This window comes from Altericroceibacterium endophyticum (assembly GCF_009827595.1).
In the GTDB taxonomy this organism is placed as follows: domain Bacteria; phylum Pseudomonadota; class Alphaproteobacteria; order Sphingomonadales; family Sphingomonadaceae; genus Altericroceibacterium; species Altericroceibacterium endophyticum.
This window is the reverse complement of the sequence record NZ_WTYT01000003.1, coordinates 49,590-66,994: the sequence shown is the minus strand read 5'-3', so window position 1 is coordinate 66,994 and position 17,405 is coordinate 49,590. Positions and strand designations below refer to the sequence as shown.

13 protein-coding genes are annotated in these 17,405 nt (G+C 58.5%); 5 read left to right on the top strand and 8 right to left on the bottom strand.

The window, feature by feature from the left end; genetic code table 11:
* Position 1: 1 nt before the first annotated feature.
* Genes atzF through GRI91_RS07295 form a run of 8 tightly spaced genes read right to left on the bottom strand, consistent with a single transcriptional unit; the run spans position 2 to position 10,085 of the window.
* Positions 2-1,768, bottom strand: a complete 1,767-nt coding sequence (gene atzF, locus GRI91_RS07330; protein ID WP_160736022.1) for an allophanate hydrolase — start codon at positions 1,766-1,768, stop codon at positions 2-4.
* Positions 1,765-5,355, bottom strand: a complete 3,591-nt coding sequence (gene uca / locus GRI91_RS07325; RefSeq protein WP_160736021.1) for an urea carboxylase — start codon at positions 5,353-5,355, stop codon at positions 1,765-1,767. The genes atzF and uca overlap by 4 nt, the downstream gene beginning before the upstream one ends.
* The gene (locus tag GRI91_RS07320; protein ID WP_160736020.1) at positions 5,352-5,987 is read right to left on the bottom strand and encodes an urea amidolyase associated protein UAAP2; all 636 of its coding nucleotides are present in this window, start codon (positions 5,985-5,987) and stop codon (positions 5,352-5,354) included. The genes uca and GRI91_RS07320 overlap by 4 nt, the downstream gene beginning before the upstream one ends.
* An 18-nt stretch (positions 5,988-6,005) precedes the next feature.
* Entirely contained in the window at positions 6,006-6,830 is an 825-nt protein-coding gene (locus tag GRI91_RS07315; protein ID WP_160736019.1) for an urea amidolyase associated protein UAAP1, read from the bottom strand.
* A complete protein-coding gene (locus GRI91_RS07310) occupies positions 6,827-7,324 on the bottom strand; it encodes a CopG family ribbon-helix-helix protein (protein ID WP_160736018.1) in 498 nt (165 codons plus the stop codon). The genes GRI91_RS07315 and GRI91_RS07310 overlap by 4 nt, the downstream gene beginning before the upstream one ends.
* 50 nt (positions 7,325-7,374) lie before the next feature.
* Positions 7,375-8,157: an ABC transporter ATP-binding protein gene (locus tag GRI91_RS07305; RefSeq protein WP_160736017.1), complete on the bottom strand. Its 783-nt coding sequence runs from the start codon at positions 8,155-8,157 to the stop codon at positions 7,375-7,377.
* Positions 8,154-8,969, bottom strand: coding sequence for an ABC transporter permease (locus GRI91_RS07300; RefSeq protein WP_160736016.1), 816 nt, complete (start codon positions 8,967-8,969; stop codon positions 8,154-8,156). Before GRI91_RS07300 ends, GRI91_RS07305 begins: the two co-directional genes overlap by 4 nt.
* A gap of 30 nt (positions 8,970-8,999) precedes the next feature.
* Positions 9,000-10,085: a putative urea ABC transporter substrate-binding protein gene (locus GRI91_RS07295; RefSeq protein WP_160736015.1), complete on the bottom strand. Its 1,086-nt coding sequence runs from the start codon at positions 10,083-10,085 to the stop codon at positions 9,000-9,002.
* A gap of 208 nt (positions 10,086-10,293) precedes the next feature.
* On the opposite strand from GRI91_RS07295, the gene GRI91_RS07290 reads away from it, so the two are divergent.
* The 5 genes from GRI91_RS07290 (at position 10,294) to GRI91_RS07270 (ending at position 17,374) form a co-directional block, all read left to right on the top strand.
* Positions 10,294-11,379 carry an MBL fold metallo-hydrolase gene (locus GRI91_RS07290; protein WP_160736014.1) on the top strand — a complete coding sequence of 362 codons (1,086 nt, stop codon included), beginning with the start codon at positions 10,294-10,296 and terminating at the stop codon, positions 11,377-11,379.
* A gap of 53 nt (positions 11,380-11,432) precedes the next feature.
* Positions 11,433-12,434 (top strand): MBL fold metallo-hydrolase, encoded by a 1,002-nt coding sequence (locus GRI91_RS07285; protein ID WP_160736013.1) that lies wholly within the window; start codon positions 11,433-11,435, stop codon positions 12,432-12,434.
* A 30-nt stretch (positions 12,435-12,464) separates the two neighbouring features.
* Positions 12,465-13,394 carry a Vgb family protein gene (locus tag GRI91_RS07280; RefSeq protein WP_160736012.1) on the top strand — a complete coding sequence of 310 codons (930 nt, stop codon included), beginning with the start codon at positions 12,465-12,467 and terminating at the stop codon, positions 13,392-13,394.
* 381 nt (positions 13,395-13,775) lie between these two features.
* Complete coding sequence (locus tag GRI91_RS07275) at positions 13,776-14,780, top strand: sterol desaturase family protein (protein WP_160736011.1); 1,005 nt, start codon at positions 13,776-13,778, stop codon at positions 14,778-14,780.
* Positions 14,781-14,953: 173 nt separating this feature from the next.
* Positions 14,954-17,374, top strand: a complete 2,421-nt coding sequence (locus tag GRI91_RS07270) for a TonB-dependent receptor (protein WP_160736010.1) — start codon at positions 14,954-14,956, stop codon at positions 17,372-17,374.
* Positions 17,375-17,405: the final 31 nt, after the last annotated feature.

Sequence of the window (17,405 nt, the reverse complement as noted above, 5' to 3'; positions counted from 1 at the left end):
TTCAGCCGTTCTCGATAAAGGCGCGCCAGCCACCCAGATGGGTGATGTCCTTTGCGCCATCGAGCGCGCGCGGTTCAGAAACGAACCCTTTGACGCTGCTGCCATCTTCCAGAACCACCGTGCCGATCGCCAGCGGAGCGGGGACTTCTGCCACGAAGCTGCCAAAAGCGGCGGCATCCAGTTCATAGATTTCCACCGGGATGGCGGCACCGTCTTCACTCCAGGCCAGTGCCGGTTTGGGCGGCGTGCTGTCCGCCATGGCATAGAGGCGGTAATTGGGAGCAGTGTGAAACGCGCCCACGAATTCCGCATCGCGCGAGGTGAGCTGCCAGTGGAGCGGCATATCCTTGAGATGCGCACCAACCACGGCGAGTTTTACACGTTCCATTTTTCCCTCCAGATCGAGCGGTGGCGGCGCCGGTAATTCGGCCACATCCAGATAGGCCTCTGCGGCATGCATCAGGCCATGATCGGTATCGGCCGGGCCGATCAGCGTTATGCCAAAGCCCGTACCATTGTCGCGTGTGCCCGCCGGGATGGCGATGGCTGCCATATCCAGCAAATTGACGAAATTGGTGTAGAAGCCGAGATTGCTGTTAAGCGCGACAGGTGCCGCCTGCAATTCCCGTACCCGGTAGGTGGTCGGTGTGGTGGGAAAGGCCAGCATATCGACACCGTCCCACATCGCATCGGCGTTCCGCTTCAGCTCAGCCAGACGGTAAATACCATTCCAAAGGGACACTGCGGTCATATCCTGACCGCCGGCCACAACTTCACGCACCGTGGGGTCGATGGCATCCGGATTGTTGGTCAGCAAGTATTCGATCGCGGCCGTGCGTTCGGCCACCCAGGGTCCACCATAGAGCAGCCGCGCAGCTTCGAGCAGCGGGTCGATATCAAACTCCACGATCTCGGCGCTTTGCGCCAGACGGTCGATCGCGCGATCATAGAGATATTCGGCCTGTACATCGCCAAACCAGACCCGCTGATCCTTGCGCGGGACGCCGATCCGCTTTGGTGTGACGGCACGCTGCGCCAGCGGCTTGGACCACGGATCAGCCGGATCGAAACCCGCGGCAACATCGTCAACCAGCCGTGCGTCCGATATTGTGTCGGCAAAGACGGTGATGCAATCAATGCTGCGACAAGCGGGGACCAGCCCGCGCGTGCTCCAGCGGCCTTTGGTTGGTTTGAAGCCGATCAGATGGTTGAAAGCCGCAGGCACACGGCCCGACCCTGCCGTATCGGTGCCCAGCGCGAAGGGCACCAATCCGGCGGCGACTGAAATCGCTGAGCCTGAGCTCGACCCGCCGCTGACGTAAGCCCGGTTATAGGCGTTACGCGGAATGCCATAGGGGCTGCGCGTACCGACCAGTCCGGTGGCGAACTGGTCGAGATTGGTCTTGCCCACGCAGATCGCACCGGCCGCTTCAAGCTGTTCCACAACCCCGGACGACCGTTCCGGATTATAGGCGAATTCGGGGCAGGCGGCGGTCGTTTCAAAGCCAGCGACATCGATATTGTCTTTCACCGCGAAGGGAACGCCGGCGAGCGCCAGCTTTTCCCCCGCCGCGATGCGGGCATCCACTTTGCGCGCGGCCTCCTTCAATTGGGAAGGGGAGGCTTTGCTGATCCAGATTTGCGGCTGCACCGCATCGTAATCGGCAATACGGGCGAGCGTTTCTTCAGCAATATCAACAGCGCTGGTCTGCTGTCTGTTCACTGCATCGGCAATGGCGGCGACGCTGGTGCGATCCGGCCCGCTCATGCGCTGGGCCTCAGGGCCAGCATGGGCGCACCGGGCTGCAGAGCCTGTGCTTCGCGGATATAGAGCGCCTCTACCGTGCCGCTTGCGGGACTTTCGAAGGGACATTCCATCTTCATCGCCTCGATAATCGCAATGGTATCACCGGCGGTGACCGTATCGCCGGGTTCCACCATCAATTTCCACACGCTGCCACCAAAGGGGGCCTCGATCAGCTGGGTGCCGTCGGGGGCTTCGATGGCTTCAACTTCACCGCCGCCAAGGTCGCCTTCCTCGATCAGATCGGAGACGCGGTCGAACTCGCCGGAGCGTTCCCACTGTGCGCGTTCTTCGTCAAAAGCGGTCTGCCGCGTTTCTTCAAATTCGGAGATCGAGGCGGCATTTTCGGCCAGAAAGGCGCGGTGATCGGCCAGACGGAATTCGGAATGTTCCACCTCGATCGACCGGCGTCCATTGGGGAAATCCCGCCGCCATTCGGCCAGTTCCTCTGCCGTGACTTCGAAAAAACGGATTTGATCGAAAAAGCGCAGGAGCCATGGCTTGCCATCGACAAAGGCATCGGTCTGGCGGTGGGTGTTCCATACCTGGATCGTGCGGCCGAACAGCTGGTATCCGCCGGGCCCTTCCATGCCATAAATGCACATGTAGGCCCCGCCAATGCCCACGACATTGGGCGGCGTCCAGGTGCGGGCCGGATTGTATTTCGTCGTCACCAGCCGGTGGCGTGGGTCAACCGGTGTGGCGACCGGCGCGCCGAGATAGACATCGCCCAGACCCATGACGAGATAGCTGGCATCGAAAATGACGCTTTCGACTGCATCGGTATCGGGCAGGCCATTAATTCGGCGGATGAATTCGATATTGTCGGGGCACCACGGCGCGTCATCGCGCACGGTAGCCATGTATTTCTCTGTCGTTTCGATGGTTGCCGGATCGCGCCAGCTGAGCGGGAGATGCACAATGCGCGAGGGAACGGTGAAATCTTCCAGATCGCCCAAGGCATCTTCCGCCTGCATCAAAGCATCGAGCGCGCGCTGCTGATTTAGCACCTTGCCATCAAAATGGAGCTGAAGAGACCGAATGCCCGGCACGATGTCGATCACGCCGGGCAAGGCCAGACGTTCAAGCTCTGTCATCAGGGCATGAACGCGGATGCGCAATTCGATATCGAGCACGATCGGCCCATATTCGACCAATATGTTGCGGTCGCCCTGCTGGCGATAGAATGTCCGCGGGCGGTTGCCCTGTTGCGGGGTCTCGGCCAGAATCGGCGAAAGCTGTGCGATGGAACGCGCTTCAACAGACGGCGCCGGCGGTTCGAGTATGATTTGCTCTGCGGCCAAAGCATCCTCGGCATTGACCGGGATGAAACGCAGGCGGTCGTCCGGGGCGAGTTGCCCGATCTTCCAGCGATCAGCTGCGATGATGGTGAAAGGACAGACAAAGCCGCCGAGAGAGGGGCCATCCGGTCCCAGAATGATCGGCATATCACCGGTGAAATCCACCGCGCCCACGGCATAGGGATTGTCGTGGATGTTGGAGGGGTGAAGCCCGGCCTCGCCCCCATCCTTGCGCGCCCATTCGGGCTTTGGTCCAACCAGCCGGACACCGGTGCGGTTGCTGTTATAATGGACCTGCCATTCGGCATCGAGAATCTGGTCGATATCGGCGGGCGTGAAGAAATCGGGCGCGCCATGCGGGCCATACATCACGCGCAGAGACCAGCTCTTGCCGAAATCCTCCGCCGGCTGAGCTGGCGTAGGGGCCGTTTCATCCGGGTGGCCGAGATGGAGCGTGTCGCCGGCCAGCAACCGCCGCGCGGCATGTCCGCCAAATTGCCCCAGTTCAAAGGTGCTGCGGCTTCCGAGATAAGGCGCAATGTCGAGCCCGCCGGCAAGCAGGATATAGCCGCGCACGCCCCCGCAAGATGCTCGACCAAGTGCCAATGTCTGCCCGGATTTTACGGATATAACCGTGTTGCGTGTGACAGGCGCACCATCGAGCGTGGCACCAAAATCGGCGCCGGTCAGGCAAATCTGGGTCTGATCCGTAAAGGTCAGGGTCGGGCCACTGGCGGTGACTTCCAGCCCGGCCGTACCCTCGGCATTGCCCAGCATCAGATTGCCGATGCGGAAAGAACGGTCATCCATCGGCCCCGAAGGCGGAACGCCGATCGCCCAATAGCCCTGGCGGCCCGGCCAATCCTGCACCGTGGTCGCCGTACCGCCGCTGACCACCCGGATGCAGCGCGGATTATAGCGGACATTTTCCAGCAGGCGGGTGGATACCTCGCCGCTGGTAAAGCCATCCGCACGCACGACATCACGCAGCCAGCGCAGATTGGTTTCGATGCCGTCGATCCGGCTTTCATCCAGGGCATCCTGCATGGCGGTGATCGCGGCATCGCGCGTCGGCGCATGCACGATCAGCTTGGCCAGCATCGGATCGTAAAAGGCGCTGATTTCGCTGCCCGCCATGCACCATGTTTCGGCGCGTATCGTATCGGGAAAGCTCAAGGCCGTCAGCGTGCCGACCGTGGGCCGGTAATCCAGCGCCGGATCTTCGGCATAGAGGCGAACCTGTATGGCATGGCCTTGTGGCTGGGGCGGTTCAGCGTCGAGGAAGGCGAAGTCATTGGCCGCGCCGCGGACCATCCATTCGACGAGGTCAACGCCCATGACTTCTTCAGTGACACCGTGTTCAACCTGAAGCCTTGTGTTCATTTCCAGAAAGAAGAATTCCTGGCGCTGCGCATCGAACAGGAATTCGACCGTTCCGGCAGACAGATATTTTGCCGCCTCGCCCAGCCGTACAGCGGCGGCGATCAATTCCGCCCGCTTGCTTTCCTCAAGCATCGGGGCGGGCGCTTCCTCCACGACCTTCTGGTTGCGGCGCTGCAAGGAACAGTCACGTTCGCCCAGCGGCATGACGCGGCCTTGACCATCACCGAAGATCTGCACTTCGATATGGCGGGCCTGGCCGATATAGCGTTCCAGAAACACGCCAGCATCGCCAAAATTGCCCTGACCCAGACGGGCGACAGCGGCAAGTCCCTCGCGCACAGCGGCTTCGTCTTCGCAGATGCGCATGCCGATGCCGCCACCGCCGGCAGTGGCCTTGACGATGACGGGGAAGCCAATGTCCTTCGCCGCCTGCGCGGCTTCGTCTTCGCTGGTCAGCAGACCTGTGCCGGGGGCGAGCGGTACGCCATGTTCCTCGGCCAAAGCGCGGGCGCTGTGCTTCAGGCCAAAGGTGCGGATATTATCCGGGGTCGGCCCGATAAAGACGATATCATTGGCAGCACATGCCTCGGCAAAATCGGTGTTTTCAGCAAGAAAGCCATAGCCGGGATGGATCGCCCCGGCGCCTGTTTCCTGCGCCGCGGCCAGAATGGCATCGCTGTCGAGATAGCTTTCCGTAGCCGGGGCTGCGCCGATGCAGATAGCGACATCGGCCTGCGACACATGGAGAGAGCCTGCATCCGCTTCCGAATATACCGCGACGGAGCGCAGCCCCATGCGGCGCAGCGTGCGAATGATCCGCGTTGCAATGGCACCGCGGTTCGCAACCAGAACTGTGTCGAAGCTCATGCGGCAACAATCATGCGGACAGGTGTGGGGTTGAAGGCGTTACAGGGATTGTTGATCTGCGGGCAGTTGGACACCACGACGATCACATCCATCTCGGCGCGCAGATCAACCGTCAGGCCGGGGGCGGAAATACCGTCCACAATGCCCAGCGAACCGTCTTCAAGCACCGGTACATTCATAAAGAAATTGATGTTGGAAACCATATCGCGCTTGCCGCGCGCTTCGGTCAGATTGGCTTCCAGAAAATTCTCGACACAGGCGTGCTGGGCCTTGGTGTGGTGGCCATAGCGCAGCGTGTTGGATTCGCAGGAGCACGCCCCACCGATCGTATCGTGATATTCGACCGCCGTATCCGTGATCGTCATCATCGGTCGGCCTTCATTGGAACGCAGAATCGTCCCTTTGCGCAAAAACAGATTGCCCTGTGCCGCCACGGTATCCTGCGCGCTGTAACGTTCGGTATCGTCAGCTTCGGAATAAAGCAGGAAGTCGACCGCCTGATTACCTTCAACATCGACGATGCGCAGCGTCTGGCCTGCTGCGATATGATGCAGCCATGGCGCGCGCGCAGCGACGATCTCGTCATGTATAATCGTGCCGGACAGGCCTGAGAGATCCCGATCGTTGCTCATAGTGGCGCAGGGTCCTTTTTATCTACGGTAGTAATCTTCGACGTTTTCGAACGCGCGCAATCCTTCCGGACTGGCAGTGCGAACAGGATCGTCTGGCGTCGTGATGTCACCGCGCCATGCGGTGGCGCGCAGACGAGTCACCTCGTAACTATCCCGGGGGTCGAGCACGTGGGGGCAGTTCGCAATCACCAGGATCACATCCATTTCCGCGCGCAGCGTGACCGACCGGCCCGGATCATAGGGACCGATCAGCGGGGTAATCGCACCGTCCGCTTCGATCCGCGCACCTTTGAACAGATTGACACAAGGGTGCACATCACGGCGCTGCAACCCATGTTTGGCGGAACCTAGCAGCAAACGATCCCGGCCATTGGGGCAATGGCCGCTATTGCGTCCTTCGCCATATTTTGCCGCATTGGTGTGGGCATTGGAGGTGCCGCAAAACGCATCATGCGTCCCGGCATCATCGGCGATAATGCTCATCATCACGCGGCCCATATCGGACAACAGCAGCTTGCCTTCACCCAGATAGCCGTTCCACTGGATCTTGACGGTGTCAGCGACATTCAGCCGCTCGGTCGGCATTTCGGCATTGTAAAGCAGCAGCGAAGCACAGGCATCGCCTTCAAGATCGATCAGCCGAACCCGTGACCCGCGGGCGATCTTACGGCTGGAATAGCCGCCTGCCGCAATCGTTTCTTCCCAGATGAGGTCGTCTGAATCGACGCCCTTGGGGAGATCCGCTGCTACCGGTGGCAGCACGGGCATAGCATCGGCAACGGTTCCGGCCATTGCGCGAGCATGGTCGCGCGCAGCCATGGGATCGGCGAGATTTGCTGTCATGCGGCAGCCTCTTCCTTCGCGGGATTTTGGGTGGATTCCTTTTCCCCGTCCTCCGTATCGTGCAACGGCGGAAGCAGGGCGGTGGTGGTAACCAGCTGAAGCTGTTGAACGCCGCGAATACCGCGCAGCGCATCGCATAATTCTTCCAGCCGTTTCGCTGGGCCCTGCACCAGCAGGACTTCGAGCGATTGATCATCTTCCAGAAAGACGTGCTGCGAGGAAATAACCTCTTTCAGATAATCGATCTGGGTTTCGGCAAGCTGTTGGCGCACGCGGCCGCGATCACCCTTGTAAACCAGCGTGATTGTGGCGGCGAGCATGTCGTCGGGCCGAAAGCGAGCCTCATGATCGGCCAGCGCATGCCGGATCAATTCCGCGATCAACTGGGAGCGCGACGGCAGGCCGCGTTCTTCGACCATAACGTCGAGCTGCCGGAACAATTCGGCCGGCAAGCTCATGCTCAAACGGGCAAGACTGGTGGTGTCGGAAGCCATGTCCCTATCCTCTCAAGTATTATTATATGTGTCAATCGTAATACTGGTGTTTATGTCGTTGGAAATCCGGCGGACATATCCTCTGTATCGTCACGAGTGGCGTCTGCCCGCGCATTCCTGGTCAGTTCAAGATCGTAAACGGTTGTCGCGCCATAACGATGCGGCGCGTGGGGGTCGTGGCGGCGCTTATCGAGAGTAAGCACGCGTGTTCCCAGCGAGAACGCTTCCTTGATATCATGCGTCACCATGATCACGGTCAAAGCGTAATCCTGCCAAAGCTTGGTCACCAACGCATGCATGTCCGAGCGGATGCCGGGATCAAGCGCGCCGAAAGGTTCATCCAGCAGCAGGATGCGCGGGCGTTTGATCAGCGCCTGAGCAATGGCCAGACGCTGCTGCATGCCGCCCGACATTTCTGACGGATACAGATGCATGCTGTCGCCCAGACCGACTGCAACCAGCATTTCCTCCGCCCGCTCCCTCGCCGCCTGACGTTTGGTTCCGAACAAGCGAGCGGCAAAGGGCGCCTGCGCGCATTCAAGGCCGAACATCGTATTGCCCAGAACCGATAAATGGGAAAACACTGAATAGCGCTGGAAGACCACGCCCCGGTCCGGGCCGCATTCGGGCGGCAAGGCTTCGCCGTCCAGCAGGATGGTGCCGCGAGAGGGCACTTCCTGCCCCAATATCACGCGCAGCAGGCTGCTCTTGCCGGCGCCCGATGGGCCGATGATCGAGACGAAAGAGCGATCTTCGATGTCGAGAGAAACACCCTCGAGCACGATTTTCTCGCCATATTCGACCCATACATTGCGGAGGCTTAGCGTGCTCATCGGTTCGACCTGTGCGCCCAGGGAAACATGGAATGGCTGCTCTTTGTCAGAAGGAAGTCGATGACGACCGCGAGGAGCGCGATCCATGCGACATAGGGCAGGATGACATCCATCGCGAGATAACGCCGAACGAGGAAGATGCGGTAGCCGAGGCCGATGTCGGCGGCGATGGCCTCGGCCGAGATCAGGAATACCCATGCCGGACCGAGCGAGAGCCGCAAGGCCTGAATCAGGCGGGGCATCGCCTGCGGCAGGGCGACGCGGATCATCACTTGCCAGCTGCTGGCGCCGAGGGTTTGCGCCTTGATGATCTGTTCTCGTGGCAAAGCACCGATATGGGCTGCGATGTCTCTGATCATGAAGGGGGCAATACCGATCACGATCAGGGCAACCTTGGCGGTTTCACCCAGACCGAAGGCGATAAACAGGATCGGCAACAGGGCAATTGGCGGGATCACGGCAATGCCGGTTACCAGCGGGCCGAAAACCGCCCGAACCGGCGGGAGAATCCCCAGCACCAGCCCGACAAGCAGCGCCGACAGGGTGGAGATGCCGAGGCCGATACCAAGGCGCGAGAGACTCGCCAGAGTATCGGCCCAGAACAGATATTGTCCCGACAAACGGTCAGGCTGGAGCACCAGCATCGACATTGCTTCCACCATTTGTGACGGCAAAGGCAGAATTTTATCGGCTGGATTGATCGCGTGGCGATTGGCGGCCACGAACAGGTAAAGCAGAATGAGCAGCACGATCGGTATCGCGCCGAGTATTATGGCATTACCGCGCCGGACATTGTGATTTACCCATCTCATGAATTCGGATCCCCCTCAGACCGCATGCCCTCAAAGAGACCCGTCGGCAGCCATCTGCATGTATCGATCGTCAAACCGCAGCGTCACATTCTCAGGATTACCCAGCGTCTTGCCGCCGGGGAAGGACATGCCAACCGCATCGGCCAATTGCGCACCCTGACCAAACAGGCCCTGCGCAAAGCTGAAGTCCCGCACCCGGGTCATCGTGTCGATAAGGTCAGGTGACCGGGCCTCTGCAACGGCCTCTGCGGGGTCAGCGTAGAGATGGGTGGTGGCCAGTTGCTGTTCGAACAATTCGGGCGTTGTGCCCGCCAGCTGCGCCATCGCCGCACGGGCTTCTGCACCCTCGGGGCTGTCCTGCTGGATGATCGACATGGTTTCGTACCAGATGCCTGCCAGCGCCTTGCCCAGATCGGGATTGGCCTCCAGCGTGGCGGTGTCGACGACCAGCAGATCGAGAATTTCACCCGGAATTTGCGCGGAACTGAACACGAGGTTGGCGTCGGGCTCGGCCATCATGGTCGAAAGCTGCGGGTTCCATGCAACCACTGCCGAAATATCGGGCGAAGTGAACGCACCTGCAATATCCGCATCGGCGGTGTTGATCGTGCTCACTGCCGTCATCGGCAGGTCGACTGACTCCAGTCCGCGTGCCAGCAGATAATGTGACACCGAAAGCTCAACCAGGTAGACATCCCGGCCGCGGATTGCGGACAGATCATCCGTGCCTTTAAGCAATATGCCATCATTCCCGTCGGAATAATCCCCGATGATGATAGCGCTGGTGTCCTTGCCCCCGGCGGCTGGAATGGTCAGCGCATCCATATTCGCCACGGTCACGCCATCCAGCTTGCCAGCCGTATATTGGTTGACCGACTCTACATAGTCATTGACCTGAACAAAGTTGATCTCGAGCCCGTATTTATCGGCCCATTTGTCGACGATGCCGGCCTGCTGAGCATAGGGCCATGGCATCCAGCCGGCATAGATTGACCAGCCAATGTTAAACTCGGTTTTCGGCTTGGCCGCTTCGTCAGTGGAAGGTGAACAGGACGCTAAGAGCATAGCGCAGGCGAACAGTGCGGTTCGTCCCAAGTTGCGGAACCCGTTGAGCATAATTCGACTCCTTTCGCCCGATGATCATCGCCGCGAATAGCGGGATTGTCCATCGAAATTATTACTGTTGATCTATTCCGTAATATCCATATGCTGTTCGTCAGGTGGGGCGATTAAGACATAATCGAACACAAAGCGCCATCACGGGATTGGATTGCTTTCAGGCCAGTCATTCTGGGCCGCAATTGCGGCGTTTGGGAGCCTGCCGATGCCACAAGATCTAGCCGCCACGAAACTAACACCCAAACCGAAAACGCCAAAGCGGCGGTATTATCCGAATGGGAACCCGGAGCATGGGTATAATCCCGAGGGTGTGCGTAACACGGACAGCGCCTTGCCACCCGAGCCGCGGCGGCCGGTTATGCATGATTATGCGTGCGATGGTCCCGCGCCGGGCCGCATTGCGTTTCGCTGGATCCACGGTTCCACCGTCGCTGCGACCAACACCGATCCGCGCATCCAGATCATACAGTATAATGAAGACACCTTCGTGCTGCGGCAGAATGTCTGCGTGCATTGGGAGGCGCCGTTCACCTATCTGCTATTCGGCAATAAGGGCGCGCTGTTGATCGATAGCGGGGCGACCGCCAATGCCGACCATTACCCGCTGCGCGACACGGTGGATGCCATCATCAAGCGCTGGGCAAAGATCCGTGGCCGCACCAAAGTGCCGCTTACGGTCGCGCTGACGTCAGGCGAGGATGTCGCGCAGAATCAGGGTATGCGGCAGTTCGCCGGACGGCCCGACACGGTCATTGTTCCCAAGCCGCTGGCGGCGATGAAGAGCTTTTACGGTCTGCTGGGCAACTGGCCCCAGGGCACGGGCCGCATTGATCTGGGCGACCGGGTTATCAGCGTGATCCCCACCCCGGGCGCGCATATTGATGGGGTGAGCTTTTACGATCCCTATTGCGACTTCCTGTTTACCGGTGATCTGCTGTTCCCCGGCAGGATCAGCATCGGCAATGATCGTGACTTCGTCGCTTCGCTTGAAAGGCTGAAGGCCTTTGCCAGCGCCAATCCGGTGACCTCAGTCATGGGCGGTCATATTGATATGATGTTTGCGCCAGGTCAGTTCTATCCCCGCTTCCGCAACTTCAAACCCTATGAACGGACGCTGGAAATGGGGCCGGAACTGATTGAGGAAGCGCTCATCTATGCCCGCGAGATACAGGGGCAGGACAAGATGCTGATCCGGCCCGATTTCGTTCTCTTTAACGGGGTCAGTCCGGACCAGCGCACGCGCGAATGGCCCGAAGGTGTGCCGCGCATCAGCGTTCCTCGTCCGTTTTAAAGCGCTCGCTGCTTTTCAAGCTTCCACGCCCTAATTGAAGAAAGCGAAGTCTCATGGATCGTCGCACATTTCTTGCTTATAATGCCGCCGCCGCCGTCACAGTTTCTGGCGCCGTTGCAGCGCATGCGGAATCGCCCGACAGCCAAGGCCGGCCCATCGATTTCAAGAATAACCTGCCCGCCAAGGGCACCTTCCCTGAAAAGTGGATCTGCGGATCGCCATCCTGCATGGATAACACCGATCCGCCCTGGCAGGTGCATTGGTACAATGAACACAGCGCTATTCTGCGGCAGAACAAAGCCTATAGTTATGAAGCGCCTTTCGCGCCGCTCTATTTCGGCAATGACCGGATTCTGTTGCTCGATGAAGGCTATGTGTCCCTGCGGACCAATTGCGATTTGCGCGGTATCGTCGATGACACGATCGAACAATGGTGCCGCCGCAATGATCGTGATCCTGCCAGCATGGAATTGCTGGTCGCGTTCAGCCATCTGCATTCTGACCATTATGCGGCTGTGAACCAGTTCGCCGATCGTCCGAACACGCGCTATATGGGGCTGACCCATGAAGAAATGGTCGGTTTCTGGGGGATGACCAATTTCCCGGAAGAACGGGTTACGCTTGATCTGGGTGGACGCGATATTCTGATCTGGGGGTCACCCGGTCATGTCATTTCGGAATTCGCGTATTACGACAGCTATACCCAGATCCTTTATACTGGCGACATGTTCTACCGCGGGCGCTGTTACATCAGTTTCTGGGAGCCGTGGTTCGACAGCATGAAACGGCTGATCGAGTTTTGCGACACCCATCCGGTGACCCATGTGATGGGGTGCCATGTTGAAATCAGCAATACAGGCCAGGATTATCCTTACGGCCTGACCTATCAGCCTGACGAAGCGCCAGTGCAGATGACGGTCGAGCAGCTGCGTGACGCGTTTGAATATGCCAAGACGGTCACCGGACCGGGCATTTATTTCACCGGCACGGTGTTCCTCTGCAACCAGACGCGCAGCACGACCACCATCGACCAATATCCCTATCGTTACGGCTGACATGAGCTGGTCTGCAACAGGAGTAAGCGTATGAAGAAACTGGTATTGGCCTTACTATCGGCTTCCGTGTGCGCTTGCACCATGGCGACAGCCGAAGAACCGGTGCAGGCGGGGAATATGCTGGTTGAAAAGCCGCTGCCCGTCCCCGGCTTTGCAGACTTTCTGGCCGTGGATGGCGACACTGTCTGGGTCACCAATGTCGGCCGGGTTGAACAATGGGGCGTGGATGGCAAATTGGCATCCACCGACATGCCGCGCCCGTGCGGCACGATGTCGGTTGCAAATTATTCCCTGTGGGTGGCCAATTGCACCGGCGGCAATCTCTACCGTATCGATGTCGGCACAGCTGAGATCAGCAACATTATCGAAACCGGCATTGCCAATCCCAAGGGGGAGACGAATGTCGTCGCCGGCGCGGGCTCTATCTGGGTGCCGAGCGCCAGCGAAGGTCAAATCGCACGGGTTGATCCTGCCACCAATGCGGTGATCGCCACGGTGTCGGTCGATCCCGATACATTCTATCTTGCATACGGGTTTGATGCGCTGTGGGCGGTAAGTAGCGAACAGCGAAGCTTGCAAAAAATCGATCCGGCAACGAACAGCGTCGTCGCTACGGTTTCACTTGGCCAGCAGCCGGGCTTTCTTGCTGCTGGTGCCGGCGGCGTCTGGGTGCAGGAACAGGGTGATGGCACGGTCGCCCGGGTCAATCCGGACAATGTGGAAGTGACGGGCCGCGTGAAAGTGGGCGAATCCCTTGTCTATGGCGATATCGACACAGGCGGCGGATCGGTGTGGTTGCGCACCACGGAAGATCAGGTTTTTGCCGTGATCGATCCTGCGACGATGGAGGTTACGGCGCGGCTAGGTACACCTGCCGGAAGCGGGGCAATCCGTTACACAGATGCGGGCGTATGGACTTCCGCCCATGACGATCAGACCATTTCCTGGTGGTCGCACTGATCATTTGAACGGCACGGGGCGGGGCGACATGCCTGCCCCGTGACTCGCCCCTGTCCGGTCGCGCGATGATCAGGTCGGGCGGTTGTACCGCGACCAATATTCCAGTCCTCACACCCCGGTTTCAGCACGGCTTCGGGACCGTCGGCTTTTGCGCGCGATTCGTTTTATTTCGCAGAAGCGCGGCAAAAAGTAAGATAAATTTAGCTTCGCAAGCTCTTTCGAAACTTCGAAATTAAATCCGCCAAAAAGGTGTCAATTAATACGCTTGACGCATTTGGTAATATCTGTACCTTTCCCTGTATTCGCCGATAGAGCGACTTGACGGACTGATGAGAGGATTTTCGCAATTGGGCTGGAGACAGCCCGAGAGGGAGATTTTCTATGGATCAACCCCAGTCCGAAACAGGCACCTCGCCAGTGCAGGGAAATGTGTTGGCAAATCCAGCCGGCGCAGCTCGCCAGGACGAGGCACCGTCTTTCTTCGCAAAAATTGCTGATTACCTGCCGCTGGCAACGGTTGTGGCCATCTGTCTCTTCTGGGGATTTGCACCGGATGATGTCACGACAAGCCCGGTCTCGCTTCTGGCCGCTGCTATCGTTGTCATGGCCTGGACACAGGGTCTGGAACTGGTGTTTGAACGCCATGAAAGCTGGCGCATCAATCGCCGCGAACTGGCGACCGACATCTTCTATGTGGTGCTGACCTATACGGTGATCGGCTGGGCGACCGTCACTTTCGCTGAAGCACCGCTGCTTTCTTTAAAACAGGCGCTGGGCATCGCGACACCCGGATTGATGGAGCTGCCCTTCATCGTGCAGGCTGCGATGGTCCTGTTCCTGATCGAGTTCGGACAATATTGGATGCATCGCCTGATGCATAATTTCTATCCGCTCTGGCTCACCCATGCACCGCATCACCATCTTACGCAGCTGAACGCGCTCAAAGGTGCGGTGGGTAATCCGATAGAGCTGTTTCTGATCAGTCTCAGCGTGGTTGCCCTGTTCGATTTCTCTCCGGCGGCGGTGTTCTGCGCGATCAATGTGCTCGGTGTGATTTCGGGCTTTGCACATGCCAATGTCCGCGCTGATCCGCCGGCGCTCTACGGCTTTTTCTTCACCACCATACGCCACCACAGTCTGCATCATACGGCGCTCAGCTATGAAGACACGCGCTGTAATTATGCCAATTCCCTGATCGTGCTTGACCGGATCTTTGGCACTTATCGCGAGGGCGAATCCGCCATCGTCGGACAGGATGAACGCCGGCGCCTGTCCATTTACGAACAGTTTATGTTTCCTTTTCAGCCAGTGATCGATGCCATCGGCACACGGCGCAGCAATGCGCATTCCCGCGGGCGTTTGCAATCTGGCGAAATGCAGGAGTGACACCGGATCTCACCGCCCGATGTTTCTCTTAATTTCGGGCAATAGCGGGCATCTGACCATAAGCCGAAATACGGCAGCAGGCCACGCGCAGATCCACACAATTCAAAACTCGTACTCCTTCGGCCGTCGCGCCGGAGAGCGGGTAGATCATGACCTTTACTGGGGGGTAAAAGATGAAAAATTCCGCGAAACTTCGACTGGGTTTGCTTTCCGCAACGATACTCACGGGCTGCCTCGCTGCACAGGCATCGGCGCAGGATGTTGCGCTGACGCCAACAGCCGTCTCCCCGACGAGCGATCCATTGATGGATGCTATTATCGTAACCGGCACGCGCCGCAGTACGACTATTCAGGACACCCCCATCAACATCACGGCCGTTAGTGCCGAGGAACTGGCGCAGCAGCGGATCGACGATGTACGCGATATTGCCGATTTCACGCCGGGTATGACAATTCTCGACACCGGGTCGGGGTCATCGGGTAATATCGTCCTGCGCGGGTTGAATGCATCGGGTGTGAATGACAGCGGCACCAGCTATGACGATGCGCTGGGCATCTATATGGGCGAAGTTCCGCTCTATTACGATTTCAAGCTGATCGATCTGGAACGTGTCGAAACGCTGCTTGGTCCGCAGGGGACGCTATACGGCCTTGGCACGCTGGCCGGCGCGATCCGCTACATTCCCAATCGTCCCAATACGAACAAAGTGGAAGCTGCCGGTCATCTGCGCGCCTATACAATGTCGCATAGTGATGACGTTGGATATCAGGGCGATGCGATGGTGAATGTGCCGATCGTTCAGGATCACATCGCGTTTCGTTCGGCCACTGGCTATTATTTCGACGCCGGCTTCATCGATTATCCGCTGCTGGTGCAGCAGCCCGGCATCTCCCTGCCGCAGCCAGGCGGAACTGATGGTGTAGAACCCGGCGATTATGCGGACAATCTGTATGGCCGCAAAGATCTGAACTTTGAACGGACATTTACGACCCGCAATCAGCTGCTGATGCAGACCAGCGAAGATCTGAAGCTGATTCTGACCTACGCCTATCAGAAAACCAAAACGGATGGCGCCCAGTCAAATGGCGCCGGCGTGCTGGGCACCGGGCGATATGAAAATGCCAGTCGGTATGCAGAGCCCATTTCGCGCAATGCGCATCTGGCCAGCGCCGAAGTGAATGCGAATATCGCCGATATCGTCGATGTCGTTGCCACGGGTGCCTATACAGAAGTCAGCGTTGCGTCTCAGTCCGATGTGACCGATCTGCTGCTTGATCTCGATTACGGCTATGAATCCTATCCCGCATTCTCCGGTTATACGGATGGGGATACCAAGCGTAAGCAGGTCAATGGAGAGATCCGCTTCGTTTCGCGCCATGGCGGACCTTTCAACTGGGTCCTGGGCGGATTTTACAACGAAAACAAATATCAGAGTGACTACGCGGAATTCATCCCCAATCATCCATGGGTCGACCCGGAAACCAACCCGGAAGCGCGGGAATATGTCAGCTATGTCACGTCGAAAGTGACCGAGAAGGCGATTTTCGGCGAAGGCACGCTGGAAATTACGCCGCAATGGCAGGTGACCGCCGGTGCGCGTTACTTCGATTATGATTCCGAGATTTCCGGGGCTGCCGCCCTCCCGGTTCTGGGCGATCCGCTCAGCCCGTATGATCTGCCAGCCAATGGCGGTGAGGCTGGACAGGATGGCTGGGTCTGGAAATTCAATACGTCTTATGAATTTTCACCCGACTTCATGCTCTATGGTACTTACAGCAAGGGCTATCGCATCGGGGGGCCGAACCGCGTTGCCCCATGTCCGGCAGATATCGAACCGGGGCAGCAGATCATCTGCGCCCTGCCGGAAGAACTGCAATATGGACCGGACAAGACCAAGAATATCGACGTGGGTATCCGCAGCCAGCTTTTCGATCGCAAGCTGAGCTTCAATTTCAATGTCTTCCTGATCAAATGGAACGGTATTCAGGTTAATTCTGCCACTCTTTATGGCGCGACCGGGATCACCGTGAATGGTGGTTCGGCTGAATCGAAGGGCTTTGAAACCTCGTTCCAATTGCGGCCAACGCCTGAGCTTTCGATCCAGGGGACCTATTCCTATACGGATGCGAAGCTGACGGAAGACGTACCTGGCATTCTGACCATTCGTGAAACGCCGGGGGATTATTCCAACCGTTTTGTGCAGCTTGACGCACTTGATGGCGATCGGCTGCCGGGTTCGACCAAGAATTCGGGCAGTCTTGGTGTGACCTACACCACGCCCGTGCGTGATGGTGATATCGTTGCCAACTGGACTGCGGTCTATCGCGGCAAGGTCGCATCGCGGCTGGGCTGGGAACGTGCCTATGGCGAATTACTGCCAAGCTTTGTCACCCATCGGGCATCGCTGACCTATGAAATGGAAAACTATAGTGTCAGCCTGTTCGCCAATAATATTTTCGACAAATACGCTGTCGTCTCGGTCGCCAATGACCGGTCGCGTATCGGCGTGAATGATGGTGTTGCGGTACGGTATTACCGCCAGGTCGTGATGAACCCGCGCAGTGTGGGTCTTGAAGGCCGCGTAAAGTTCTGATCATTTGATCGGATAATCAGCGGGACGCCTG